Source organism: Streptomyces venezuelae ATCC 10712, assembly GCF_008639165.1.
In the GTDB taxonomy this organism is placed as follows: domain Bacteria; phylum Actinomycetota; class Actinomycetes; order Streptomycetales; family Streptomycetaceae; genus Streptomyces; species Streptomyces venezuelae.
This window is the reverse complement of sequence record NZ_CP029197.1, coordinates 7,127,955-7,152,262: the sequence shown is the minus strand read 5'-3', so window position 1 is coordinate 7,152,262 and position 24,308 is coordinate 7,127,955. Positions and strand designations below refer to the sequence as shown.

15 protein-coding genes are annotated in these 24,308 nt (G+C 74.0%); 10 read left to right on the top strand and 5 right to left on the bottom strand.

Translation table 11 applies throughout. The annotated features are described in order from the left end of the window. Nucleotides 1-21: 21 nt before the first annotated feature. From DEJ43_RS32730 to DEJ43_RS32705, 5 genes are all read left to right on the top strand, one after another. Complete coding sequence (locus tag DEJ43_RS32730) at nucleotides 22-1,029, top strand: SPFH domain-containing protein (RefSeq protein WP_015037722.1); 1,008 nt, start codon at nucleotides 22-24, stop codon at nucleotides 1,027-1,029. Then, nucleotides 1,026-1,925, top strand: coding sequence for an NAD(+)/NADH kinase (locus DEJ43_RS32725; protein ID WP_015037721.1), 900 nt, complete (start codon nucleotides 1,026-1,028; stop codon nucleotides 1,923-1,925). Before DEJ43_RS32730 ends, DEJ43_RS32725 begins: the two co-directional genes overlap by 4 nt. Before the next feature lie 258 nt (nucleotides 1,926-2,183). Continuing rightward, nucleotides 2,184-3,050 (top strand): GNAT family N-acetyltransferase, encoded by an 867-nt coding sequence (locus DEJ43_RS32720; protein ID WP_041663159.1) that lies wholly within the window; start codon nucleotides 2,184-2,186, stop codon nucleotides 3,048-3,050. An 818-nt stretch (nucleotides 3,051-3,868) separates the two neighbouring features. Then, complete coding sequence (locus DEJ43_RS32710; protein WP_041664462.1) at nucleotides 3,869-5,569, top strand: S8 family serine peptidase; 1,701 nt, start codon at nucleotides 3,869-3,871, stop codon at nucleotides 5,567-5,569. A gap of 223 nt (nucleotides 5,570-5,792) precedes the next feature. Then, nucleotides 5,793-8,696 (top strand): helix-turn-helix transcriptional regulator, encoded by a 2,904-nt coding sequence (locus DEJ43_RS32705; protein ID WP_015037718.1) that lies wholly within the window; start codon nucleotides 5,793-5,795, stop codon nucleotides 8,694-8,696. Here the strand turns inward: DEJ43_RS32705 and DEJ43_RS32700 are convergent. Further along, nucleotides 8,686-9,495: a caspase family protein gene (locus tag DEJ43_RS32700; RefSeq protein WP_015037717.1), complete on the bottom strand. Its 810-nt coding sequence runs from the start codon at nucleotides 9,493-9,495 to the stop codon at nucleotides 8,686-8,688. The genes DEJ43_RS32705 and DEJ43_RS32700 overlap by 11 nt on opposite strands. Nucleotides 9,496-9,755: 260 nt before the next feature. Between DEJ43_RS32700 and DEJ43_RS32695 the strand changes: the two genes are divergently transcribed. Together DEJ43_RS32695 and DEJ43_RS32690 are read left to right on the top strand one after the other, a co-directional pair. After that, on the top strand, nucleotides 9,756-15,227 hold the full coding sequence (locus DEJ43_RS32695) for a trypsin-like peptidase domain-containing protein (protein WP_015037716.1): 5,472 nt from the start codon (nucleotides 9,756-9,758) through the stop codon (nucleotides 15,225-15,227). Between the two features lie 5 nt (nucleotides 15,228-15,232). After that, complete coding sequence (locus DEJ43_RS32690) at nucleotides 15,233-16,315, top strand: trypsin-like serine peptidase (protein WP_041663158.1); 1,083 nt, start codon at nucleotides 15,233-15,235, stop codon at nucleotides 16,313-16,315. Between the two features lies 1 nt (nucleotide 16,316). Here the strand turns inward: DEJ43_RS32690 and DEJ43_RS32685 are convergent, their stop codons facing one another. Then, complete coding sequence (locus DEJ43_RS32685; protein WP_015037714.1) at nucleotides 16,317-16,970, bottom strand: maltokinase N-terminal cap-like domain-containing protein; 654 nt, start codon at nucleotides 16,968-16,970, stop codon at nucleotides 16,317-16,319. Between the two features lie 232 nt (nucleotides 16,971-17,202). Here DEJ43_RS32685 and DEJ43_RS32680 point away from each other — a divergent pair, with 232 nt between their 5' ends. After that, complete coding sequence (locus DEJ43_RS32680) at nucleotides 17,203-17,670, top strand: GreA/GreB family elongation factor (RefSeq protein ID WP_015037713.1); 468 nt, start codon at nucleotides 17,203-17,205, stop codon at nucleotides 17,668-17,670. Nucleotides 17,671-17,678: 8 nt separating this feature from the next. Then, entirely contained in the window at nucleotides 17,679-18,530 is an 852-nt protein-coding gene (locus DEJ43_RS32675; protein WP_015037712.1) for a hypothetical protein, read from the top strand. A 42-nt stretch (nucleotides 18,531-18,572) separates the two neighbouring features. On the opposite strand, the gene DEJ43_RS32670 is transcribed toward DEJ43_RS32675, so the two are convergent. Next, on the bottom strand, nucleotides 18,573-19,427 hold the full coding sequence (locus DEJ43_RS32670; RefSeq protein ID WP_015037711.1) for a family 1 encapsulin nanocompartment shell protein: 855 nt from the start codon (nucleotides 19,425-19,427) through the stop codon (nucleotides 18,573-18,575). A 5-nt stretch (nucleotides 19,428-19,432) separates the two neighbouring features. After that, nucleotides 19,433-20,422 carry a Dyp-type peroxidase gene (locus DEJ43_RS32665; protein ID WP_015037710.1) on the bottom strand — a complete coding sequence of 330 codons (990 nt, stop codon included), beginning with the start codon at nucleotides 20,420-20,422 and terminating at the stop codon, nucleotides 19,433-19,435. A gap of 255 nt (nucleotides 20,423-20,677) precedes the next feature. Here DEJ43_RS32665 and fdhD point away from each other — a divergent pair, with 255 nt between their 5' ends. Beyond that, nucleotides 20,678-21,514, top strand: a complete 837-nt coding sequence (gene fdhD / locus DEJ43_RS32660; RefSeq protein ID WP_015037709.1) for a formate dehydrogenase accessory sulfurtransferase FdhD — start codon at nucleotides 20,678-20,680, stop codon at nucleotides 21,512-21,514. Nucleotides 21,515-21,637: 123 nt separating this feature from the next. Here fdhD and DEJ43_RS32655 read toward each other — a convergent pair whose 3' ends face one another. After that, nucleotides 21,638-24,199 carry an ATP-dependent Clp protease ATP-binding subunit gene (locus DEJ43_RS32655; protein ID WP_015037708.1) on the bottom strand — a complete coding sequence of 854 codons (2,562 nt, stop codon included), beginning with the start codon at nucleotides 24,197-24,199 and terminating at the stop codon, nucleotides 21,638-21,640. Nucleotides 24,200-24,308: the final 109 nt, after the last annotated feature.

Sequence of the window (24,308 nt, the reverse complement as noted above, 5' to 3'; positions counted from 1 at the left end):
TGACGACAAGGGGGTTTCTTCATGGCCGACATCACCCGGCGGGCCGGCTGGCGTCATCTGCGTTCCGCGCCCACCGCGCACATCCGCCACCAGCGCCGCGGCAAGCTCGCGCACGACGGCGAAGGGCTGAGCTTCTGGTTCCGGCCGCTCAGCGCCGCGCTCTCCGAGGTCCCGGTCAACGACCGCGAACTGGCGATGGCCTTCCACGCCCGTACCGCCGACTTCCAGGACGTCAGCGTCCAGTCGACCGTCACCTACCGGATCGGCGACCCGGCGGCCGCGGCCACCCGGCTCGACTTCTCCATCGACCCCGACACGGGCGCGTGGCGCGGCACTCCCCTGGAGCAGATCGCCACCCTCCTCACCGAGACCGCCCAGCAGCACGCCCTCGACGTCCTCGCCCGTACCGCGCTCGCCGAGGCGCTCGTCGACGGTGTGGCCGCGGTACGGGACCGGGTCTCGGCGGGGCTCGCGGCCGAGCCGCGCCTGCCGGCCACCGGCATCGAGGTCGTCGCCGTCCGGGTGGTGGCGATCCGCCCCGAACCCGAGGTCGAGCGCGCCCTGCGCACCCCCGCCCGCGAGCAGATCCAGCAGGAGGCCGACCGCGCCACGTACGAGCGCCGGGCCGTCGCCGTCGAGCGCGAGCGCGCCATCGCGGAGAACGAGCTCGCCAGCAAGATCGAGCTGGCCCGTCAGGAGGAACGGCTCGTCGAGCAGCGGGGCACCAACGCCCGCCGCGAGGCCGAGGAGAACGCGGCCGCCGACGCGGTACGGGCCGAGGCCGAGGCCCTCCGCACGGTCCGGCTCGCCCGCGCCGAGGCCGAGGCGGCGCGCGAAGTCGGCGAGGCGCGCGCCGGGGCCCAGTCCGAGTGGCTGCGGGCACACGCCGAGGTCGACCCCGCCACCCTGCACGCCCTCGCCGTGACCCGCGCGGCCGAGAACCTGCCCCGGATCGAGCACCTGACGCTCTCGCCTGACGTGCTGACGGGCCTGCTCGCCAAGCTGGGCGAGGGCGGGGCACGGCCGTGAGTCTCGCGCCGCGCGCGGTGCTCGTGCACCGGACCACGGAGTACGAGGAGCTGCTCGCCCGGCACGGTACGCACGGTCAGGCGGCGTTCTTCCTGGCCGCGCGCGGCCGCTCGGTCGACGCCGTGCGCGAGCGGCACGAGCGCGCCCACCGGGCGCTCGCCACGGTGGCGGGCGCGGTGCCGCTGACCTGGCGGCAGACCCGGGTGGAACGGGCCGATCTGGACCGGTTCCTGTTCGGCCCCGAGGACGTGGTCGTGGTGGTCGGACAGGACGGCCTGGTCGCCAACGCGGCGAAGTACCTGACCGGTCAGCCCGTCGTCGGGATCGACGCCGACCCGGGGCGCAACCCGGGCGTCCTGGTCCGCCACCGCCCCGACCGCGCCCGCCGGCTGCTGCCGTACGCGGTGGGGGCGGGGGCGACGGTGGACGAGCTGACGATGGTGGAGGCCGTCACGGACGACGCGCAGCGGCTCCTGGCCCTGAACGAGATCTACGTCGGCCCGCGGAGCCACCAGACGGCCCGGTACACGCTGGAGCTCGACGCGTCGGAGCTTCCGCCGGAGGCCCAGGCGTCCTCGGGCGTGCTGGTCGGCACGGGCACCGGGTCGACGGGCTGGCTGCGGTCCCTGTGGGAGCAGCGCTCCAGCGCGCTGGCGCTGCCCGCGCCCACGGACGTCCGGCTCGCCTGGTTCGTGCGGGAGGCCTGGCCGTCTCCGACGACCGGCACCGGACGGGTCGAGGGGCTCCTCGACCCGGGCCAGGGGCTGCGTCTCACCGTGGAGTCGGACCGGCTGGTCGCGTTCGGCGACGGCGTCGAGTCGGACGCGCTTGAGCTGACGTGGGGTCAGACGGTCCGGCTGTCGGTCGCCGGACCGCGTCTGCGTCTCGTCCACTGAGCGGGCCGCGCGGGCCGCGCCGAGCCCGGCCGGAATCGATCGGCCGTGGGCGGGGACGGTCACCCAGGGCGCTATGCTCGGCGCGCTTTGCCCGGTTTTCCTCAGGGGTTCTGTCGGTGTTGGGATGTTATGTCCACGCACCCCGTGCCCCTATACCCCTCGCTCCCCTGGGCCCTCGCTCCCCCGGCCCCCCGTACCCCTGTGCCTCGCTCCCCCGATCGACTGCCCGCCCGCTCCCGGCTGTTGAAGGAACCCCCCATGGCCTCCGTCTCCTCCGGCTCGCTCTCTGTCTCCCCCGCCACGGAGCGGGACTGGGAACTCGTGCGTTCCTGGTGCGCCGAGGAGGGGTGGAATCCGGGGCGCTCCGACGCCGCGGCCTTCTTCGCCCAGGACCCGCAAGGGTTCTTCCTCGGCCGGGTCGACGGGGAGCCGGTCTCGGCCATTTCGGTCGTCACCTACGACGAGGCGTACGCCTTCCTCGGCTTCTACCTGGTCCGTCCCGAACTCCGCGGTCTCGGTCACGGTCTCGCCACCTGGCGGGCCGCGCTCGCCCACGCGGGCGACCGGTCCGTCGGCCTCGACGGGGTGCCGGAGCAGCAGGACAACTACCGGCGCTCGGGCTTCACCACGGCGTACCGGACGGCGCGGTACGTGGGCGAGGTCCCGGCCACCGACGCCCCGGCGGCCGGTGTGGTGCCCGCCGGGCAGATCGATCCGGCGGTCCTCGCCGCCTACGACAGCGCCTGCCACCACGCCGACCGGCCGCGGTTCCTCGCCGCCTGGCTCGCCACTCCGGGCCACCGGGCGCTGGTCCGGGTCGTCGACGGGCGGCCGACGGGGTACGGGGTGGTCCGCCCGGCGCAGGACGAGGCGCGGGTGGGGCCGCTGTTCGCGGACACTCCGGGTGACGCGGCCGTGCTGCTCGACGCCCTGGCCGGGGAGGCGCGGGCCTTCGGCTCGGCCCGGATCGCGGTCGACATGCCGGAGTCGAACCCGGCGGCGGCACGGCTCGCCGAGGAGCGGGGCCTTGAGCCGACGTTCGAGACGGCCCGCATGTACACGGGCCCGGTCCGCCCGGTCGCCCGTGAGCGCGTGTACGGGGTCACGACGCTCGAACTCGGCTGAGTTCGGCCGTTCCGGACGTCGCCCCGGGGTTCCCCGCCGCCGGGCGTCGAGGGCCAGGGCCGCCCGCCACCGGACGCCGCCAGGGCCGCCCCCCCCGCCGAACGTCGCCAGGCCCGCCCGCAACCGGCCGCCGCCGGGCCCACCGGACGCCGCCAGGCCCGCCCCCCGCCGCCCGTCGCCGAGGCCGGCCGCTTCCGGCCATCGGCCGGGGGCGCCCGCCCGCTCCCGTCGACAGGTGTGTACCTTTTCGGCTGTGCAGGTACGTACCTGCCGGCCGCGCCGCGCTCGCTCCGGGCCGCCGCCCCGTACGTACTCCCGGCGCTCACCGCGCTGCTGACGCGGTGCCGACTCCCGTGCCGCGCCGCTGGTCAGGCCCCTGGTCGCACCTCCCCTCACCGACCCCCCGCCGCCCCGTGAGGGGTGACAAGGGTTTTCCCCGTATCGGGTTCACCGTCCCGTTCCCTACTGTCCTCCGCACCGGCAGATATCATCCCCCGAACGCACCCTGACAGGTGCATGAGGAGGGTGGCATCCGCCGGTGACGGCCTTGACCCGGGCCGTCGCGCCGGTGGCGGCGCACGGGCCCCCCAGCCCAGGGAATGCCGGATCGCGACCCCACTTCGCCCCGTGTGTCCCGCGCCGCCGCCACTGCTCCGCAGTTACGTCGTACTCGAAAGGGCCACACCTTGAACGGTTCCAGGCGGAGAGTCATATCCGTGGTCGCGAGCGCCGCGATCCTCGGCGCCGCTGCCACCACCGGGGCGTTCGCCGCCGCCCCGGGCGCTGCCACCCCGAAGCCCGCACCGGCTTCGCAGACGATGCGGGCGCTCCCCAGCGCCCCGGTCGAGAAGGTCATCGTCACCTACAAGAGCCAGGCCACCGAGGCCGGCTCGAACACCGCCGCGAAGAACGACACGGCCGAGAAGGCCGCGAAGACGGGCGAGAAGCTCTCCTTCGAGCGTCGCCTCGCCGGCGGTGGCGCCCTGGTCGACCTGGGCGACAGCGCCACGAAGCAGGACGTCGCGGAGGTCATGGACGCGTTCCGCGCCGACCCCTCCGTCGCCTCCGTCGAGCCGGACATCCGCGCCTACGCGATGGCCGTCACGCCGAACGACACCGATTACGCGAAGCAGTGGGACCTGTTCGAGCCCACCGGCGGCATGAACGTTCCCTCGGCCTGGGACAAGACGACCGGTTCCGGCGTCACCGTCGCCGTCATCGACACCGGCTACGCCGCCCACACGGACGTCGCGGCCAACGTCGTCAACGGCTACGACTTCATCTCCACGTCCGCCGACGCCCGCGACGGCAACGGCCGCGACGCGGACGCGAAGGACGAGGGCGACTGGAACGCCACGGCCGGCGAGTGCGGCGTGGGCTCCACCGCCTCCAACTCCTCCTGGCACGGCACCCACGTGGCCGGCACCATCGGCGCCGTCACGAACAACGCCAAGGGCATCGCGGGCATCGCGTACAACGCGAAGATCCAGCCCGTGCGGGTGCTCGGCAAGTGCGGCGGCTCGTCCTCCGACATCGCCGACGCCATCACGTGGGCCTCCGGCGGCACCGTGCCGGGCGTCCCGGCCAACCCGACCCCGGCCAAGGTCATCAACATGAGCCTGGGCGGCGCCAGCGCGACCTGCCCGAGCGTCTACCAGAACGCGATCAACGGCGCCGTCTCGCGCGGCACCACCGTCGTCGTCGCCGCGGGCAACAGCAACGCCAACGCCTCCGGCTTCACCCCCGCGAACTGCGCGAACGTCATCAACGTGGCGTCCACCAGCCGTGAGGGCAACCGGTCGTACTACTCCAACTTCGGCTCCATCGTGGACGTGTCCGCGCCCGGCGGCGAGACCCGTCGCGCCACCGACACGCCCGGCACCGTCACCACCCCCGAGAACGGCATCTACTCCACGCTGAACTCGGGTACGACGGTCCAGTCGGCCGAGAACTACAAGCCCTACCAGGGCACCTCCATGGCCGCCCCGCACATCGCGGGCCTCGCCGCCCTGCTCAAGTCGGCCAAGAGCACCCTCACCCCGGCCGAGATCGAGTCGGCGATCAAGGCCAACGCCCGCCCGCTGCCCGGCACCTGCACCGGCGGCTGCGGCACCGGCATCGCCGACAGCGCGAAGACGGTCGACGCCGTCACCGGCACCACCACCCCGCCGACCGGCACCGTCTTCACCAACGCGACCGACGTCACCATCGCGGACAACGCCACCGTGTCGTCCTCGATCGCCGTCACCGGCCGCACCGGCAACGCCCCCGCCGCCCTCAAGGTCGGCGTGGACATCAAGCACACCTGGCGCGGGGACCTGGTCATCGACCTGGTCGCCCCCGACGGCACGGTGCGCAACCTCAAGGCGTCCTCCTCCTCGGACAGCGCCGACGACGTCGTCACCACGTACACGGTCGACGCGTCGAGCGAGGTCGCCAACGGAACCTGGAAGCTGCAGGTCCGCGACGTGGCCTCGGGTGACACCGGCTACATCAACTCGTGGAGCCTCACCTTCTAAGGAACCACCGCTCCACCACTGAACCACCCCCCACATCAGCATCACTGCTGGTCAGCGCCGCGTCCGTGGTCTACACCACGGGCGCGTCCTGGCGTTCGGGGCACCCTCGCGCCGGGGCTTCCTGTCCGAATGCCGGACAAGGGGCCTGGACTCCGCCGGTGGGCTCCGTATTCTCTGCCCACGGGACTCATGGGCCGGGCCCCGAGCACGGAGGTGGTGGACAGTGACGACAGCTCCGTATCTCGCCCTGCGCCCCGCGGGCGCCGGGGGTCCCGCGACCTCCGCGCCGGTGGGCCGCGAGGAGCTCCTCGCCCGGCTCGAACGCGCCCTGCACACCCGGGGCCGCGCCCTGCTCACCGGACCCGCCGGAGTCGGCAAGACCGAGCTCGCCCTCGCCGAGGCCTCCCGTGCCGAGGCACGCGGCGAGACCGTGCTGTGGCTGGCGACCCTGCCCTCCGACCGCGAGATACCCGGCGCCTCGGCCGCCGCGCTGGTGGCCTCGGTGGCGGCGACCGTGGCGTGGCCCGCCCTCGGCACGGGCCGCCCCGAGACCGCCGGAGTGTTCGACGAGCTCCCCGGCCCGCAGCGGACCGCCGTCGCCATGCTCTGCCGTGAGGCCCCGATCGACGCCGGCGGCTGGGACCCGATCGCGCTGCGCCTCGGCATCGCACAGATCCTGCGCACCCTGGCCTGCCGGGGCCCGGTCCTCCTCGTCGTCGACGGCGTCCAGCACATCGACGCGGACAGCGCGGACCTGCTGCGTTTCGCCCTGCACCTGGCGCCGCCCGCGCTGCGGGTGGTGGCCGTCGAGACCCCGGAGCCGTACGGCGAGGCCAAGGAGCCCTCCCGGGACCTCCACCGCCCTGAGGACCCGCACGCCACCCACCTCTGGGTGCCGTCCGAGGCGGACGTCCTGCTCGTCCCGCCGCTGCACGCCGACGAGATCGCCGAACTCCTCATCCATCACCGTCTCCCCTCCCGGATGGCCGGCCGCATCCACCGCGCCAGCGGCGGCAACCCCCGGCTCGCGCTCGCCGTGGGCCGCTCGCTGGCCGACGCGCGGACCCCGGTGCACCACGCGGAGGCGCTGACCCTGTCCGGGCGGGCCCGCGACCTCGCCCGCCAGCTGCTCGGGGCCGCGCCCCTCGCCGTACGCGAGACGCTGCTGCTCGCGGCCCTCGCGCTGCGGCCCTCGTCGACGCTGGTACGGCGGGCGGGGCGGCCCAACGCGGAGGCGGACCTGGCGGCGGCCGAGCGGGCCGGTCTGGTGTCGCTCTCGGAGGACGGCTCGGTGACCTTCACCGCCGGGCTGCTTCCCTCCACCCTGGTGCACGACGCGTGTTGGGCCGAGCGGAGCGCCGGGCACGCGGCGCTCGCCGAGGTCGTGGACGACCCCGTGGAGGCGGTACGGCACCGGGCGCTGGCCACCGACAGCCCGGACGAGGACCTCGCGGCCGAGGTCGCGGACGCGGCCGATCTGGCCCGGCGGCGCGGGAACAGCGCGCTCGCCGCCGAACTGGCCCTGCTCGCCGCCGAGTCGACGCCCGGACGGCACGGGACGCAGCGGATCGCCCGGCTCGTCGACGCCGCCGAGGAGGCCGCCCGCGCGGCCCGCGCCGACCTCGCGATGCGGGCCGCCACCGATCTGCTGGCCCGTGACGCGGTGCCCTCCGATCGGGTCAGGGCGCGGCTCGCCGTGCTCGACACGGCGGGCCAGGGCCTCACCGGGCTCGACGAGATGTACGTCCACGCCATGGAGGACTCGGAGGGGGACACCGCGCTGCGGGCCGCCGTACAGCTGCGTTTGGCCGTCAAGTACGTCCTCGCGGACGGTGATCCGGAGCGCTCGCGGACGGCGGCGGTCGAATCGGCCGCGCTGGCGGCCTCGATGGGCGATCCCCGGCTCGCGGCGCAGGCCCTGACCGTGCAGGCGCGCATGGAGCGGGCCCTCGGCGCGCCGGACGCCGAGGCGGTGCTCGCGCAGGCGCGGGCCCTCGAACTGGCCGAGCGGCCGCTCGGCATCCGCAACGCCGCCCAGATCCTGACGATCCGTCATGCTCTCTTCGACGACCGGCTCACGGACGCGCGTGACGAGCTGAACGCGCTCCTTCCCCTGGTGCAGCGCCGCGGTTCGGTGGAGGACACGATCGAGCTGTTCTCCACGCTCGCCGCGATCGAGTCCCGCATGGGCGTCTGCGCGGCCGCCCTCGCGCACGCCGGGCAGTCCCTCGCGCTCACCCTGGAGGCGGGCCTCTCCCCCGGCCCCGCCTGGTACACGCTGGCGCTCGCGGAGACCGCGGGCGGCAGCTTCGCCCGGGCGGCGAGCTACGCCCGGCGCAGCGTGCAGGCCTCGGAGGAGGAGGGCGACCGGGTCTTCCTCTCCCGCAGCCGGTACGCGCTCGGCCGGGTCCAGCTCATCAACGGGGACGTCGCCGCCGCCCTGGAGACGCTGCGGCGCGTCCAGGCCGACGAGCGCGCCCAGTCCACCGTCGACCCCTCCATGCTGCGCTGGCACGAGGAGCTGGCCGAGGCGCTGCTGGCCCACGACGCGGGTGACGAGGCGCTGGCTCTCCTCGACGAGGTGCGTCCGGTGGCGGCCCGGCTCGGACGGTCCACGGTCCTGCTGGGCTGCGACCGGGCGTACGCGCTGTGGCTCGCGGCGGAGGGACGGACGGACGAGTCGGTGCAGTTGCTGACCCGCACGGCCGAGGCGTTCGCGCGCGCCGGGCTGCCGCTCGAACAGGGACGGGCGCTGATCGCGCTCGCGCGGGTGGAGCGCCGTCGGCGGCGGCGGTCGGCGGCGCAGAGCGCGCTGCACACGGCGGCCTCGGTGTTCGAGCGGGCCGGTGCCGCGCCCTGGCTGGCCCTGGCGAGCGAGCCGCCGGCGGGCACGCCCGCCGAGACCGGCGGGGGCGGGCCGGCCGGTGAGGAGGCGCTTCCCGCGCTCTCCACCCTGACGGAGGCGGAGCTGCGGCTGGCCCGTCTGGTGGGCCAGGGCGCCAGCAACCAGGAGGCGGCGGCGAAGCTGTACCTGAGCGTGAAGACGGTGGAGGCGCGGCTGACGCGGATCTACCAGAAGCTCGACGTCCGCTCGCGCGCCCAGCTGGCGACGGCCCTCAGACCGTGAACGGCCGCTGGTCCAGGAAGCTCTGATCCGGGGCGCCGGTGACGTGGAGGTTGGGGACCTGCGTCGGGGGCAGCAGGCTCTGGATCGCCCGGTGGAAGTCGCGGTAGCCGCCCTGGAAGGCGCCGTCGTCCCACACCCGCAGCAGTGCCCCGGTGAACGCCCCGTTGGCGTCGCCGTCGGAGGCGACCTGGTCGTCCTGGCAGGCGGAGACGAGGAGCGCGTCCGGCGGGGCCCCGTCTGCGGCGGCGGACTCGGCGAGCCCGCGGCGGACCGTGGCGTAGAACGCGCGGTCGCGGTCGTAGAGCTGGCGCTGCTCGGGTTCGGGCATGTAGCGGGGCGTGCCGGCGGCCTCCGGGCCGCCGGGGAGTTCGATGCTGCTGCCGCTGTGGCAGCAGTCGAAGAAGGAGACGATCCGTACGCCGTCGGCGAAGGCGCGGAAGGCCTGCTGGACCTCGTCGTCGAGGAACTGGCGGTCGTAGAGGACGAGGGTCTCGTCGAGCGCGTCCGGCTCGTCGCCGGAACCGGCGTCGTCGGGCAGCTGGCCGCCGTGGCCCGCGTAGCTGAAGAGCATGATGTCGCCGGGCCGGAGCCGGGCGGCGGCCTCGTCGAGTGCGGCGGTGACCCGGGCGACGGTGCCGTCCTCGGTGAGCAGGACGGTGCTCTCGAATCCGGCGGTGCGGGCGATCCCCGCCATGCCGCGGGCGTCGTTCTCGCAGGCGGCGAGGGTGCCGACCCAGCCCCCGTAGCGGGCGGGGTCGACCCGGTTGAGTCCGACGTGGAGGGCGAGTCCGGTGGCCATGGGGTGCCTCCTGACGGAATGCGGGGCGGTACTTCCATCCTAGGAACCCGTCCGGCCGCGCGCCCGCTCCGGACCGGTCGCGGTCGGCCCGCCCGCGCCTCGCGGCCGGGCCGGCCGCGACGGCTCCGAGGAGTCCTCGTCGATTGCGGCCCCTCCTGGCCGGTGGAACGATTGAGGAGGGACCGGCCGTCCTGACCGGTCCGTCACGTCCCGGCGCCGGAGCGACCGGCGCTGCGCGAAGAGCGCCGGGCAGGTGCGGTATGCCGCTCACCGAGACCGAGTGGGGACTGGTCGCCAGCTGGGTGCGGGACCACCTCCTCGACACCCCCGAACCACGCGAACGGCTGCTGCGCGCCGGGCTTCCGGCCGACTTCGTCGAGGACCTGCCGCTCACCCCGGACCCCGGCCGCAACGCCCTCCTGCTCGTCGCGGCCGCGCGCCGGGACATCGCCCACCAGCGGCGGCTGCTCGCGGTCCTCGCCGGTCTCGACGCGCTCGCCGCGATCGACGACCCGCACGCGTTCGAGCAGGGCGCGGAGGCGAGGAACCTCCTCACCCGGCTGCGGGAGGACGAGCGTCTGCGGCGCTCGCCCGAGGACCCCTTCGACAGCCTGCTCCTGAAGCACGGGACGGAGGTCTTCCTCGACCGGTCGGAGCTGCGCGAGAAGCTCCGGGCCTTCGTCGCCGACCCGGAGCGTACGGTGCTGCTCGTCGACGGTCCCCCGGACAGCGGCCGGTCCTACACGTACGAGCTGATCCGCCATCTCGGCCAGCACCTCGACTTCCGTCCGGTACGGGTGACGCTGTCCCGCACGTCGACGGCGGCGCGGCTGATGGAACGGCTCTCCGCCTTCGTCGCGGGACCGGAGGCCGACGTATTTCCGTTGAACCCCACACGGTTGAACGATCCACTGCCTTCCCTCGACGACGCCGCGCACCGGATCGTCGCCCGGGCGACCGCCGCCGAGGAACGCTTCTGGCTCGTCCTCGACGACTGCGACCGGCTGGACCCGCAGGCCGACGTGTGGGACGCCATCGGCGTCCTGGCGCGCGCGATCTACGAACACACCCCGGTACGGACCGAGAGCGTGCCCCGCCTCGTGCTGCTCGGCTACGCCACGACGATGCGTCAACTCCCGTACGAGGTGCGGAAGAACGAGTGCCGGGACACCACACGACCGGCGGACGAGGGCGATCTCCGCGCCTTCTTCGGTACGTTCTTCGCGGACACGGACCCGTACCGGCGCGAGGACTCGGTCGAGGCGCTGACGGAGACGGCGGTGGCCGAAGTGCTGCGGGCCGTCGACTCCCCCTCGAACGGCGACAGTTACATGCGCCGCATGTGCACGGCGGTCGAGGACGTCGTACGGCTCCACCGGGCGCTGCCGCCGGTGTCGCCGCCGCCCGGCGAGGCGGGCCACCAGCTGCGCGACGCCCTGCGCGCCTGCCTCACCGCGCCCGCCGCCGCACTGCCCGACACCCGCCGCTCGTACCGTGAAGCGGCCTGTCTGCTCCAAGAGTTCGACCCGGCGCTGCTCCGGCTGCCGGGCGAGGAGCGGACCACCGGCCGGGCCGTCCTTGAGCTCGTCGACGACTGCACCGCGCTGCCCTCGCCCGGGGCCACGGTGTGGGCCCTCAAGCCCGAGGTCCGCGACGCCACGCTCGCGGAGCTCGCGGGGCCCGAGGCGGCGCTGCGGGTACTCCGGGCCAACGCTGACCTGTGGCCCGAGGGGCCGGGGCCGGAGCGCACGGCCCTGTCCCTGCTCACGGGCGCGGAATCGGGAGCGGGCGCGGGGGCCGGCTCCGGATCGGGCGCGGAAGGGGCCGGATCGGGTGCGGAAGCGGGGGCCGGCTCCGGATCGGGCGCGGAAGCGGGGGCCGGCGCGGGCGCGGAAGCGGGGGCGGGATCGGGTGCAGAAGCGGGGGCCGGCGCGGGCGCCGGCATCGGTTTCGGTGCCGCCCCGGAGAGTCCCCGCGTCCGGCCCGGGGACGACGTCGAGGAGCTGTCCGACACCCTGCAGGCCGTGCTCTGGCTCGGCCGGGTGCCAGGCGTGACCGGGCTGCCCGCCGTCGACGAGGTCCAGCACCGGCTCGAAGCGGCCCGGCTGCTCCAGCCGATGCACCGGCTGGTCCGGGGAACCTTCCACGGCCGCACCGCCGAACTCGACGCCCTGCACGCCTACACGGCGCTGCCGGAGGAGCCGGCGGAGCCACCGGTCCTCCTGCACGGCATCGGCGGCATCGGGAAGAGCACCCTGCTCGCCAAGTTCCTCCTCGACGCCCTGGCCGCCTCCCCCACCGGATTCCCCTTCGCCTACATCGACTTCGCGCGCCCCACGCTCTCCGTCCACGAACCCGCCACCGTGATCGCGGAGATGGCCCGGCAGCTCGGCGTCCAGTACCCGGAGGCGCGCGGCTCCTTCGAGGCGCTCGCGGACGAGTGCGAGCGGACGGCGGCGGTCCAGCGCGGGGAACGCAACGAACTGGAGGACCTGCACCAGCTGGCCGGCACCCGGGCCACCCTCGCCCGGGACTACTCGGCCGACTTCCACGCCCGCGCCAGCGCCCGCGAGCAGGAACTCGCCCGGGGGATCGCGTCCCTGGTCGCCGGGGCCGTCCGGCCGCCGTCCGGCGGGCCCGCGCCGCCGTTCGTCGTCGTCCTCGACTCCGCCGAGGAAGCCCAGTACCGGGGCTCCCCCCTCATCTCCCGCATGTGGGCGATCTGGACGGCGCTCCGCGCGGAGTACTCCCGTCTCCGGTTCATCGTCTCGGGGCGGGCGCCGTTCGACCATCCGGCCCGCATCCTCACCCCGCGCACGATGGAGCTCACCGACCTCGACCACCAGGCCTCCGTGGACCTGCTGATGTCCTCCGGCGTCATCGACGAGACGCTCGCCGAGGACCTCGCCGAACGGATCGGCGGCCACCCGCTGAGCCTGAAACTGGCGGCCCGGACGGCGGTCGTCGTGGGCGACGGCTCCGCCGCGCTCGGCGGGCTGCTACGCGGACTGCCCTCCAGGCGCCGGTACTTCGACCGGCAGGTCGACCAGATGCTCATCCAGGGCACGCTGTACGACCGCATCCTCAAGCACATCGCGGAGGACGACCTCAGGGCGCTCGTCCAGGCCGGTCTCGCGCTCCGCTTCATCACCCCCGACCTGATCCTCAAGGTGCTCGCCGGCCCGGCGGGGCTGCGCGTCGACAGCGCCGGGGCGGCCCGCAGGCTGTACGGGCTGCTCACCTCACGGGTCGACCTGATGGAGTCCGCCGGGCCCGAGGCCATCCGCCACCGGGCCGATCTGCGGGCCATCATGCTGCGCCTCTCGGACAGCGCGCGGACCGATCTGATGCGGGCCGTCGACCGGAGCGCGGTCGCGTACTACGCGGCCCGCGAGGGGGCCCGCGACCGCGCCGAGGAGATCTACCACCGGCTCCGGCTCGGCGAGAACCCCCGTACCGTGGAGGAGCGCTGGGAGCCGGACGTCGCCGCCTACCTGGGCGGGACGACGCACCGGGAGATGGCGCCCCGCTCGGCCGCCTTCCTCCTCGGCAGGATCGGCGGCCACGTGCCCGACCAGATCATGACGGCGGCCGCCCAGGAGGACTGGGAGCGGATCGCCGTGCGCGAGGTCGAGGACCTGCTCACCCAGGGGTACGTGGAGGCGGCGGCGCAGCGGCTCGCCGAGCGGCGTCCGTGGACGCCGTGCAGCAGGCTGCACGCGCTGCTCGCGGAGACCCTCGCCCGGTCCGGGCGGACGGCGGAGGCGCGGGCGAGCGCCGAGCGGGCCGTGGACCGCGCGGCGGAGGCGGGCTGCGCCGAGACCCAGCTCGAACTGCTCCAGCTGTCGGCGCGGCTCGCGCAGGACTCCGGTGACTTCGCGGACGCGGACCGCGACCTGCAGGAGGCGGAGGAGATCGCGGCGGGCCTCGGCCTGCGGTACGAGTCCCTGGGCGTGCTGGTGGCCCGGTCGAGGCTCGCCTCGCTGGCCGACGTCGACGCCGCTCCGGCGCGCGAGCGGCTGGCCCGGGCGCTGCGCGGGATGCCCGACGCGGATCTGGCCCGGCAGCCGTCCCTGGCCCGTACGGCGGCGGCCGCCGCCTCTCCGGCCGACCCGCAACTCCTGGAGCACACCTTGCGGTTGGTGGGTCTCCCGGCGGACGAGGAGGCGGTGGTGACCGAGCTCGCCCGCTGGATCGACACCACCCTCGTCGACGAGCCCGGGCTGCGGGAGCCGCTGGCCCGCATCCTGGAGTCGGCGGCGGGCGCGGAGCCGGCGGCCGGCGCAGGGTATCCGTCGTCGGCGGACACAGCGCCGCCGGACCGCGAGCGCATCGAGCGGCAGCTGCGGGAGGCGCGGCGGCGCGGCACGCTGGACGAGGTCGCCCGGCAGGTACTGACGCTCCGGGACGACAGCGGGGACCTGCTGCTCGGGGTCGCGTCGGCGATGGACTCAGGGCCCGAGCCGCGCGGCTCGGCGCCGGGCGGAAGGTCCGGGCGGTCGGCGGGTGACGCCGGGGGCGGGCTGTGGACGCGCCCTCCGCCGAACGCCGCCGGGGCGGCGCTCCGCGAGAAGCCGTTCCTGCGCCAACAGGAGCTCGTCCGGGTGCGCAACGCCGCCATGGCGGCGGGGCTCGCCGACCGGTCCCTGCGCCCTTCCCTGCTCAAGGGCGTCCCCGGCTACTTCACGGCCACGCTGGAGCCCCTGGACGACCCCAGGGAGCAGGTGCACGCCGACCTGAACGCCATGAACCAGGTGGAGCGGCTGATCGACGGTCTGGTGCCGATGGAGATCTGGCTGCACAACGCGATCGAGCACACCCACGAACCGGGCCCCCGGGCCGTCCTGCAGGGGGCCCTGGACTCGGTCGCCCGGGCGATCACCGGGGAGGCGGAGCTGCCGGCGGACATGATGCCCGGGGAGATGAAGGAGGAGATCGTCCTCCAGGACGACACCGTGCCGTACGAGTTCCTGCACGGCGGCATCCGGGCCGGCGCCTCCGTCGCCCTGCTGCGGATCCCGCCGTACGAGTCGGGCGCCCCGCTCCTCCCCTCGTATCCGCACGGCGGCACCGGCTGGATGATCGCCCCGGATCTGCTGATCACCAACCACCATGTGGTGATGGCCCGTTCGCACGAGTCGGGTGTCCGGCCGTTCGTGAGCGACGAGGACCTGCGGCTCCAGGCGATGATGTCCCGCTCCCGCTTCGACTTCGTCGAGAACGCCTTGGCGGCGCCGGAGGCGACGGCCGGTGAACTCGCCGCCTGGGACGCGGCGCTCGACTACGCCATCGTCCGGCTCGGCCCCGACCAGGAGCGGCGCCCCACCCTGCGGGTCGCCACCCGGCCGCTGCTGGTGCGGGAGCGGCAGCGGGTCCCGGTCAACATCATCCAGCACCCGGGCGGGCTGCCGAAGCGGGTCGCGCTGCGCAACAACCTTGTCTACCGGGCGGACGAGCACGACATCCTGTACTTCACCGACACCCGGGGCGGTTCGTCCGGCTCGCCGGTCTGCCTCGACGACTGGACGGTGGTGGGGCTGCACCGGGGGACGCGGAAGGTCGACGAGGTCGAGTTCCAGGGCGCCCGGACGCGGTTCGTGAACGTCGGAACCCAGATGAGCGGCATTCTGGCCCATCTCAGGGAGTTCCGGCCGGAGTTGTACGAGGAGATCATGGCGGCCCAGTCGGGTCGGCCGGCACCGGAAACGAGGACGAACGGGCAGCCGAGGTGAGGGACATGCCGAACGGACCACGGAACGTGTCGCCGGTCGCGACCGCCACGGAGCAGATCTTCGGCGATCTGAAGGAGGTCGCCGAGCGGGTACGCGGACAACTCGAGGCGGAGATCGCCGAGTCGACCTTCGAGCTGCCCGCCGATGTGGCGCCCGCCGCCGAGATCTCCCGCTTCGCCCGGGAGGAGCGGGCGCGCGTCCTGGAGGCCGGGGTCAGCGGCCTGGAGAAGCTGGCCGCCCACCGGGAGGACGAACTCGACGGCGACGAGTCCTTCGGGGTGGAGGCGATCGTCCTCATGGAGGGCCGCCCGGCGATCCTGGTGCAGCGCCAGGACTTCGCCCCGCAGCACGACGAGTGGGCGGTCCTGGACGGGCAACGGGCCGCCATCCGTGAGTCGTTGGCACGGATCGGCCGGGTCGAGGTCAGCGGGCATCCCCGGCTCGACTGGATCGGCACCGCGTTCCTCGTGGGTCCGCGCACGGTGATGACCAACCGTCATGTGGCGGTGGAGTTCGCGCGGTCGGCGGACGACGGTGGCCGCTGGGCCTTCGAGTACGGCATGTCGGCGCGGGTCGACCCGGCGGAGGAGCTGCCGGTGGACGGGGTGGCGCCGCCCGCGTCCCCGGCCCCGTACGAGGTCACCGAGATCATCGGCATCCACCCGGATGTCGACATGGCCCTGCTGCGCGTCGAGCCCGCCGCGGACGGGGGCCTGCCCACTCCGCTGGCGGTGGCGGCGGACGCCCCGGCGAGCGTCCCCGGCCGCCCGGTGTACGTGGTGGGGTATCCGGCCTGGGACGGCCGGCGCAACGAGCCCGAGTCGATGCGCCGGATCTTCATGGACGTCTACAACGTGAAGCGGCTCCAGCCGGGGGTGGCGACCGAGTTCACCCCGGGCGGTCTGGTGATGAAGCACGACTGCTCGACGCTCGGCGGGAACAGCGGCTCCCCCGTCCTGGACCTCACCGACCACCGCGTCCTCGGCCTCCACTTCGGCGGCCGCTACCGCACGGGCAACTTCGCGGTGCCGCTGTGGGAGCTGGTGGACGACCCACTGCTCGCGGCCGCCGAGGTCAACTGGGTGTAGCTCAGTGGGCGTCGGCGAAGACGCCGCGGGCGGTGGTGCCGTCGGGCAGCTGCCACTCGGCGGTGATCCGGCCGCCGGCGGCCGGGTCGGCGTCCCGGCCGGGGCGCAGGACGCGCCGCACCCGCAGGGTCAGCGGAGTCGGCGCGCCCGGGGCGCGGACCACCACGTCGGTGTGGTCGGGGCCGTCCTCGGCCCGCACGAGCTCCGCGTCCGCCGCGGTTCCGGTCTCGGCCGCGATCCGGGTGACGGCGACGGTGGGGTCGGGGGCGTCGCTCTGCGACTGGGCCTGCGCCTCGGTCCGGCCGGCGAGGAGGGCGTACAACTGGGCGGCCAGCACCGGGTCGTGGGCCCCGTCGTAGATCCAGCGGGTGCCGAGGATCCCGTGCTCGGAGGTGCCGATGAGGGCGTGCTCGGCGCCTTCGAGGGGGCCGGATCGGTACGTCATGGGGACGAGGTACGTGGCCGCCGTGTCGCCCTCGCCGTCGGCGACAGCCATGAACTCGATGCCCACCTCGCCGGCCGGGTCGTCGAGCCGGAAGCCGCCGGCCTTCGCCGGCCGCACGTCCCCGCCGGGGTGCCAGGCCCGGGTCGGCAGCCACGCGGCGAGCAGTTCCAGCTTGGTGGGCTGCATGGTGGTGTGGTGGATGACGGCCATCGTGCGGGTCTCCCTCTCCTGCGTGGCCGGGACCGCCTCGTCCGGCGCCCGGGCACCGGCAACGTAACAGACCAGGGGGCCGGGTCGGCGGGCCCGTCCGCCCGAGGCCGTGCGACGCCACCGACTGATGACGCCACCGACTGATAATGTCGAAAATGCCTTGAATGCCCTTTTTGATCGACGAGGATCAGATCCGCGACACGTGATCGTGCCGCCGCACCAGGGAGCAGCAATGACCGGTGGACCCGAGCCCATCAGCGCCGCCGCCCGCGAGGCACTGGAGCGGGAACTCGACGAACTGCGCACCGAACGCGAGGCCGTCGCCGTCACCCTCAGGGACGGGGGCGGCGACGAGACGGGCGACCGGGCCGACCAGGCCGACGAGCTCCAACGCGGCACGGAGCTCACCCGGCTGGACCGCCGCATCGACGAGCTCCACGGCCGGCTGCGCGAGGCGGCCGTCGCGGGAGCCCCCCGTACCGACGCGGTCGGCGTGGGCAGCACCGTGACCGTCCGGTTCGAGGACGGCACGGAGACCACCGTCCAGATCGGCGAGGTCGCGGCGGTCCTCGACGCGACCATGGTCACCGCCGACAGCCCGCTGGGCGGCGCCCTGCTCGGCCACCGCGCGGGAGACACCGTCACCTATGTGACGCCCCAGGGCCGGACCACCGCGGTCGTCGTCTCCCTCGGCGACTAGCGGCCGGCATGCGGGAAGCGGAGACGCGCGCGGCCGACGGCCCCTCAGGACCCGGCGACGGCCGGTCGGGACCGGGCGAGGACCAGGTCAGGGCCGCCGACCGCAAGGGCGGGCCCGGGCACACCGTCCTCCTGGCCCTGGCGGTCGCCGTCCCCGTGACCAAGGTGGCGTACACCGTCGGCGGCGGGGACGCGGTGCGGGACGTGTTCGTCGGGATGGACGTCGGGAACTGGCCCGACGTGCTGATCGGCATGGTCATCACCGACCCGCTGCTCGGCTCCGTGCTCGCCGTGGTCGTCTCCCGGGTCGTCTTCGCCCTGTTCGCCGCGCGCGGCGCGGTGCCGATGGGCGGCGGGCTCGGCGGGGCGCTCCGCCGGGCGGCCCTCACCGTCGTCAATCCGTTCGCCGTGGGCGTCGTCGACGCCTGCCTCTTCGGCCCGTGGTGGGGGCTCGGCACCGGGCTCGTCGCGTACGGGCTCCGCCAGGGCGTGGCGGTGGAGTACCGCACGGGCCGGCGCCGTTCGTACCACCACCGGAGCCATGGGGGGGACCCCGCGTACCGGCCGGCGCCCTGGCTGCGCCGGGCGGCCGGGGTCGAGCAGTGGGTGGCCCTCGCCCTGACCGTCGTCGTCCTGCCCGTCCTCGCCTTCGTCTCTGCGCTCGACGGGCGCGCGTGGACGTCGATCGTGGAGTGCCGGGTGACGGACGGGACGCGGACGGAGAGCGACCGGCTGATCGAGCTGGGCCGCGAGGGCGACGGCGTGATCGGCTGGAACCTCGACTCCGAGCAGGTCTCCAACGGCCTCGGCTGTACGAGCACCGAGAGCCTCTACGTACGCGAGCCGTGGTGGCGCGGCTGACCGGCCCCGCCGCACGCCCCCCCCACGGCCGGAGTCCCGCGCTCACGGGACGTTCGGAGCCTCCAGGACGACGACGGCCTCGTCCGTGTACGTGCGGAAGGTCAGCGTCTCCTGGAAGTACAGCTGGACGCTGTGGGCGTCGTGGCCGGTGTAGCCGATCGCCAGGTCCTGGCCCAGGAACAGTTCGAAGTCGCCGCCGCGGGTGGAGAGGACGAATCCGCCGCTGAGGGCCGGGGCCCAGATCGGGGAGCCGTCGAGCATCCGGGCGAGGTGCGCGGCGATGGGGTAGCCGTGGTCGGAGGTCTCGCTGACCGCCCGGTACTCCTCGGCGCCGAGCAGCAGGGCGTACGGCCCGTCGACGCCGGCGAGCCGCAGCGCGGTCAGGGCGCGGCTGACCGCGTCGGGGTAGTCGCTCGGTTCGACGGGCAGCCGGACGACGGGGTTCGAGGAGCGGGCGCGCAGTCCGTCGACACCCGCCGCCCCGTATCCGTCGAAGATCATCCGGTCCTCGACGAACGCCATGGCGCGCGCCGCGTCCTTGACGGGCTGCCAGTCGGAGTCCTTCGAGCCGCGCTCGACGTCGTCGACGGCGGCCCGGTCGACGGTGAACGGCACCCTGAGCTCGACCAGGGGCCGCGCGTCCCGCAGCCGGGCGGTGACGCCGGGCGCGGGCGGGGCCATGTCGGTGAGGTGTCCCGTGCCGACGGCGGCGAGTTCCGGACCCGCGGCGTCGGGGACGTCGACGACCCGGCGTCCCGCGACGTTGCGGCGGAAGGTGCGGCGGGCCTCCTCCTCGATCTCGGCCCAGGCCGCCGGGGTGATCGGGGCGAGTTCGCGGTGCAGGTTGGTGGTGTCGGGGCCGAGGTGCGGGGTGGGCGTGGCGTCGGGGGTCGTCATGGGGTTCAGGCTCCTTTCAGTCCGCCGATTCCCAGGGAATCTCCCTGGGTGGCGGCGGCCGCGTCCGGCTGCGGGGCGGGCAGGTCGTCGAGGAGGTCCGCGCTGGGCACGAAGAAGAGGCCGCCGGTCACGGCCCGGGAGAAGTCGAGGATGCGGTCCGTGCTGCCCGGGGGGCTGCCGAGGAACATGTTGCGCAGCATCAGCTCGGTGACGGCCGGGGTCCGTGCGTACCCGATGAAGTAGGTGCCGAACTCGCCGTCGCCGATCTGTCCGAAGGGCATGTTCGCGCGGAAGATCTGCCGGGTGACGCCGTCCTCGTCGACGATCGTGTTCAGCGCGACGTGCGAGTCGGCGGGTTTGACGTCGTCCGCCATCTCCACGTTGGACCCCTTGGCGCGGCCGATGACGTGTTCCTGCTGTTCCACGGTGAGGGAGTCCCAGGCCGGCATGTCGTGCAGGTACTTCTGCACGTGGACGTAGCTGCCGCCGCGGAAGACGGGGTCCTCGTCGCCGATGTGGACGGCCTCGGCGGCCACCGGGCCCTCCGGGTTCTCGCTGCCGTCGACGAAGCCGAGCAGGTCGCGGTCGTCGAAGTACGCGAAGCCGTGCACCTCGTCGACGACGGTCACCGCGCCGGCCAGGCTCTCCATGATCAGCCTGGCGAGTTCGAAGCAGAGGTCCATGCGCCCGGCCCGCAGGTGGAAGAGCAGGTCGCCGGGGGTGGCCGGGGCGCGGTGGCGGGGCCCGGCCAGCGGCGGGAAGGGGTGGAGTTCGCGGGGGCGGGGGCCGCCGACGAGCCGGTCCCAGCCCGTGGAGCCGATCCCGGTGACGCAGGTGAGACGGGATTCGGGGGAGCGGAAGGACACCGACCGGGTCAGGCCGGACAGGTCCTGGAGCGCCTCCCGCACGGTGGCCTCGCCGCCGGGGTTGACGGTGACGACCAGGAAGACGGCGGCCCGCGCGGGCGGGGCGACGACGGGTTGGACGACGACCATGGGACTCCCGTCGATGGACAACACGTACAAAAAGTCAACAAAAGGACAGCGCCAGCGTAGGCGCGGAAGATCGGGCCCGCAGCCCGGCGGCCGGACGTCGACCCGCGATCCGATGGCCGACGTCCGGAAACGGGTCCCGGGGGCGGTGCCCGCCGCGCCCGCGTGACAGAGTCGTATACGACCACCCGAACGGGGCACGACGGGATCACGCCGCACGACGCCTTCGGAGCGCTGCTCCGAGGAGAGGAACGGACCATGGGACGAGTGACCGTACGGCGGCGCGTGCTGCGCGTGCGCGAGGGTGACTCCTCCTACCGCCCGGACACCCTGGCCGCCGAGGAGCCGATGGAGATCCGGGTCGGCGGGCGCCCGCTCACGGTGACCATGCGCACGCCCGGCGACGACTTCGACCTCGCGGTCGGTTTCCTGGTCAGCGAGGGCGTGCTGCGCTCCGCCGACGAGCTGGCCGGCATCCGCTACTGCGCGGGCGCCACCGCCGACGGGGGCAACACGTACAACGTCGTCGACGTCGCTCTCGCGCCCGGCGTCGCCGCGCCCGACGCCTCGCTGGAACGCAACTTCTACACGACGTCCTCGTGCGGTCTGTGCGGCAAGGCGAGCCTGGACGCGGTGCGCACGACGGCCGCCTGGACGGTCGACGAGGACCCGCTGCGGATCGGGACGGACGTCCTCGCGGCCCTCCCGGATCGGCTGCGGGCGGCCCAGCGGGTCTTCGACAGCACGGGCGGTCTGCACGCCGCCGGACTCTTCTCCGCCGAGGGCGAGCTGCTGTGCCTGCGGGAGGACGTCGGCCGGCACAACGCCGTGGACAAGGTCGTCGGCCACGCCCTGCGCGAGGGCCTCGTGCCGCTGCGCGGGTCGGTCCTGATGGTCAGCGGGCGGGCCTCGTTCGAGCTGGTGCAGAAGGCGGTGATGGCCGGCATCCCGCTGCTCGCGGCCGTCTCCGCGCCCTCCTCCCTCGCCGTGGACCTGGCGGCCGAGAGCGGTCTGACCCTGGTCGGCTTCCTGCGCGGCGCGTCGATGAACGTGTACACGGGCGTCGAGCGCCTCGACCCGCTGCCGGTCGCCTGACGCACGGCGTCTGACGGACAGCGGGTCGGGCGGACAGCGGGTCGGGCAGAAAGCGCTTCGGGCGGCCGACGGTTCGGGCAGACGGCGGTTCGGACGGTCGGCGGGTCTACAGTCCCCGGCGTGTCACGCCGCCGCGCCGCTCTCCGCGGTCCCGTGCTCGGGCTCGGGTTCCGTGCCCGTGCCGGTCCCGGCCTCGTGCTTGCGTACGGTGCAGTGCAGGGAGTCGTCGATCACGTCGGCGACGATCGTGTCCCCCGGGTCCGCCTCCCCGCCGAGCAGCAGGGACGCCACGCGGTTGTCGAGTTCCGACTGGATCGTCCGCCGCAGCGGGCGGGCGCCGAACTCCGGCTGATAGCCGTGGGCCACCAGGAGCTTCTTCGCCGCCTCGGTGACCTCCAGGGTCATGCCCTGCGCGCGGACCCGGTGCTTGCTGCGGTCCAGGAGGTGGTCGACGATCTCCGACAGGTCCTTCTCGGTGAGGCTGTGGAAGACGATGATGTCGTCGATGCGGTTGAGGAACTCGGGCAGGAAGCGTCCCCGCAGGTCCTCCATCAGCTCGTCCTTGAGCTCGGCCGCGTCGCCCTCGTGCGCCAGGATGCGATGCGCGCCGATGTTGGACGTCATGATCACCACACAGTGGCGGAAGTCGACGGTACGGCCCTGGCCGTCGGTGAGCCGACCGTCGTCGAGGATCTGGAGCAGCGTGTTGAACACGTCGGGGTGCGCCTTCTCCACCTCGTCGAAGAGGACCACGCTGTACGGGTTGCGCCGCACCTTCTCGGTGAGCTGGCCGGCCTCCTCGTACCCGACATAGCCGGGAGGGGCACCGACGAGCCGGGCGACCGTGTGCTTCTCCTGGAACTCGCTCATGTCGAAGCGGATCATCCGGTCCTCGTCGCCGAAGAGCAGGCCGGCGAGCGTCTTGGCGAGCTCGGTCTTGCCGACGCCGGTGGGCCCGAGGAAGAGGAACGAGCCGACGGGGCGGTTCGGGTCTCCCATGCCGGCCCGGCTGCGGCGCACCGCCTCCGAGACGGCGGTGACGGCCTCGTCCTGGCCGACGATCCTGGCGTGCATCTCCTCCTCCAGCTTCAGCAGCCGCTCCTTCTCGCTGGCGGTGAGCTGGGAGACCGGGATGCCGGTGCGGCGCGAGACGATGTCGGCGATGTCGGCGGCGGTGACCGAGACAACGCCCTCCCGGCGCTCCTCGATGCCCGCCAGCTCGCCCTCCACCTCGGCGATCTGCCGCTTCAGGTCCGCGGCCTTGTCGAACTGCTCGCCGGCGACGGCCTGGTCCTTCTCGCGGCGCAGCTTGGCGATGCGGTCCTCCCGGCTGACGACCTCGGTGGAGCGGCCGGCGCTGCGCAGCCGTACCCGCGCGCCCGCCTGGTCCATCAGGTCGATGGCCTTGTCGGGCAGGAAGCGGTCGCCGATGTACCGGTCGGAGAGTTCGGCCGCCGCCGTGAGGGCTCCGTCGGCGAACCGGACCTGGTGGTGGGCCTCGTACGCGTCCCGCAGTCCTTCGAGGATCTGCACGGTCTCCTCGACCGTGGGCTCCGGGATGAGGACGGGCTGGAAGCGGCGTTCGAGGGCGGCGTCCTTCTCGATGTGCTTGCGGTACTCGTCGATCGTCGTCGCCCCGACCACGTGCAGCTCGCCCCGGGCGAGGGCGGGCTTGAGCATGTTGCCGGCGTCCATCGAGCCCTCGCCGGTCGCGCCCGCGCCGACGACGGTGTGGAGTTCGTCGATGAAGAGGATGATCTCGCCGCCGGCGTTCTGGACGTCCTCGATGACCTTCTTCAGACGCTCCTCGAACTGACCCCGGTACTGCGCGCCGGCCACCATGCCGGACAGGTCGAGGGAGACGACCCGCTTGTCCTTGAGGGTGGCGGGCACCTCACCGGCCACGATGCGCTGGGCGAGGCCCTCGACGATGGCGGTCTTGCCGACGCCGGGCTCGCCGATGAGCACCGGGTTGTTCTTGGAGCGCCGGGAGAGGATCTCGATGGTCTGCTCGATCTCCTCGGCACGGCCGACCACCGGGTCCAGCTTGCCCGCCTTCGCCTCGTCCGTGAGGTCCCTGCCGTACTCGTCGAGGGTGGTGGCGGGCTGCTGCGCCTGCCGTCCGGCGGCGGGCGCGCCGCCGTCGGTGCGGGACGCCCGGTCGGCGAGACCGCGCAGCTTTCTGACGTCCTGGTCGTCCGCGCCGAGCAGCCGCCCGGCGCCCGAGTCGGCGTCGTCGAGGAGGGCGGCGAGGATGTGCTCGGGACCGATGTAGGACACGCCCGCCTCCTGCGAGCGGCCGTAGGCGGCGGCGAGGGTGCGCTTGGCCGCCGGGGTGAGTCCCGGTTCCGCCGAGGGCTCGCGGGATTCCCGGGGCAGCACCTCGTCGAGCTGGGCGGCGAGCGCCTCGGGGTCCACGCCGATCCGGGACAGCAGTGCGCGGGAGGGGTCCACCTGGGTCGCGGCCCAGAGCAGGTGCTCGGTGTCGAGGTCGGACGTGCCGTCCTCGCCGGCCTTGCGGGCGGCGAGGTTGAGCAGTTCGTGCGAGGACTCGGTCAGCAGCCGCCCGATCGGGACGCGCTGCACGGCCGGGGGCGACGACGCCGGTGACATTCCGAAGAACCGATTCAGCATGTCGCTGAACGGATCGGATGAACCGAAGGGTGAACCGAACGCCATCGACATGTCAGCTCCATCAGACGCGTGGGGGGGGCGTTCCCACTGAAACGTGGTGCCCAGGGCTCCGCAACCGGAGTGGTCCCCCACCGAATCCGCGCGGGAAGCGGGCCAGCTG

Excerpts from the sequence above, each read along its gene's own strand:
- DEJ43_RS32730 (WP_015037722.1), top strand. The coding sequence starts at position 22 with ATGGCCGACATCACCCGGCGGGCCGGCTGGCGTCATCTGCGTTCCGCG.
- fdhD (WP_015037709.1), top strand. The coding sequence starts at position 20,678 with ATGGGACGAGTGACCGTACGGCGGCGCGTGCTGCGCGTGCGCGAGGGT.
- DEJ43_RS32670 (WP_015037711.1), bottom strand. The coding sequence starts at position 19,427 with ATGACGACCCCCGACGCCACGCCCACCCCGCACCTCGGCCCCGACACC.
- DEJ43_RS32720 (WP_041663159.1), top strand. The coding sequence starts at position 2,184 with ATGGCCTCCGTCTCCTCCGGCTCGCTCTCTGTCTCCCCCGCCACGGAG.
- DEJ43_RS32695 (WP_015037716.1), top strand. The coding sequence starts at position 9,756 with ATGCCGCTCACCGAGACCGAGTGGGGACTGGTCGCCAGCTGGGTGCGG.
- DEJ43_RS32675 (WP_015037712.1), top strand. The coding sequence starts at position 17,679 with ATGCGGGAAGCGGAGACGCGCGCGGCCGACGGCCCCTCAGGACCCGGC.
- DEJ43_RS32685 (WP_015037714.1), bottom strand. The coding sequence starts at position 16,970 with ATGGCCGTCATCCACCACACCACCATGCAGCCCACCAAGCTGGAACTG.
- DEJ43_RS32690 (WP_041663158.1), top strand. The coding sequence starts at position 15,233 with ATGCCGAACGGACCACGGAACGTGTCGCCGGTCGCGACCGCCACGGAG.
- DEJ43_RS32655 (WP_015037708.1), bottom strand. The coding sequence starts at position 24,199 with ATGTCGATGGCGTTCGGTTCACCCTTCGGTTCATCCGATCCGTTCAGC.
- DEJ43_RS32700 (WP_015037717.1), bottom strand. The coding sequence starts at position 9,495 with ATGGCCACCGGACTCGCCCTCCACGTCGGACTCAACCGGGTCGACCCC.
- DEJ43_RS32680 (WP_015037713.1), top strand. The coding sequence starts at position 17,203 with ATGACCGGTGGACCCGAGCCCATCAGCGCCGCCGCCCGCGAGGCACTG.
- DEJ43_RS32710 (WP_041664462.1), top strand. The coding sequence starts at position 3,869 with ATGCGGGCGCTCCCCAGCGCCCCGGTCGAGAAGGTCATCGTCACCTAC.
- DEJ43_RS32665 (WP_015037710.1), bottom strand. The coding sequence starts at position 20,422 with ATGGTCGTCGTCCAACCCGTCGTCGCCCCGCCCGCGCGGGCCGCCGTC.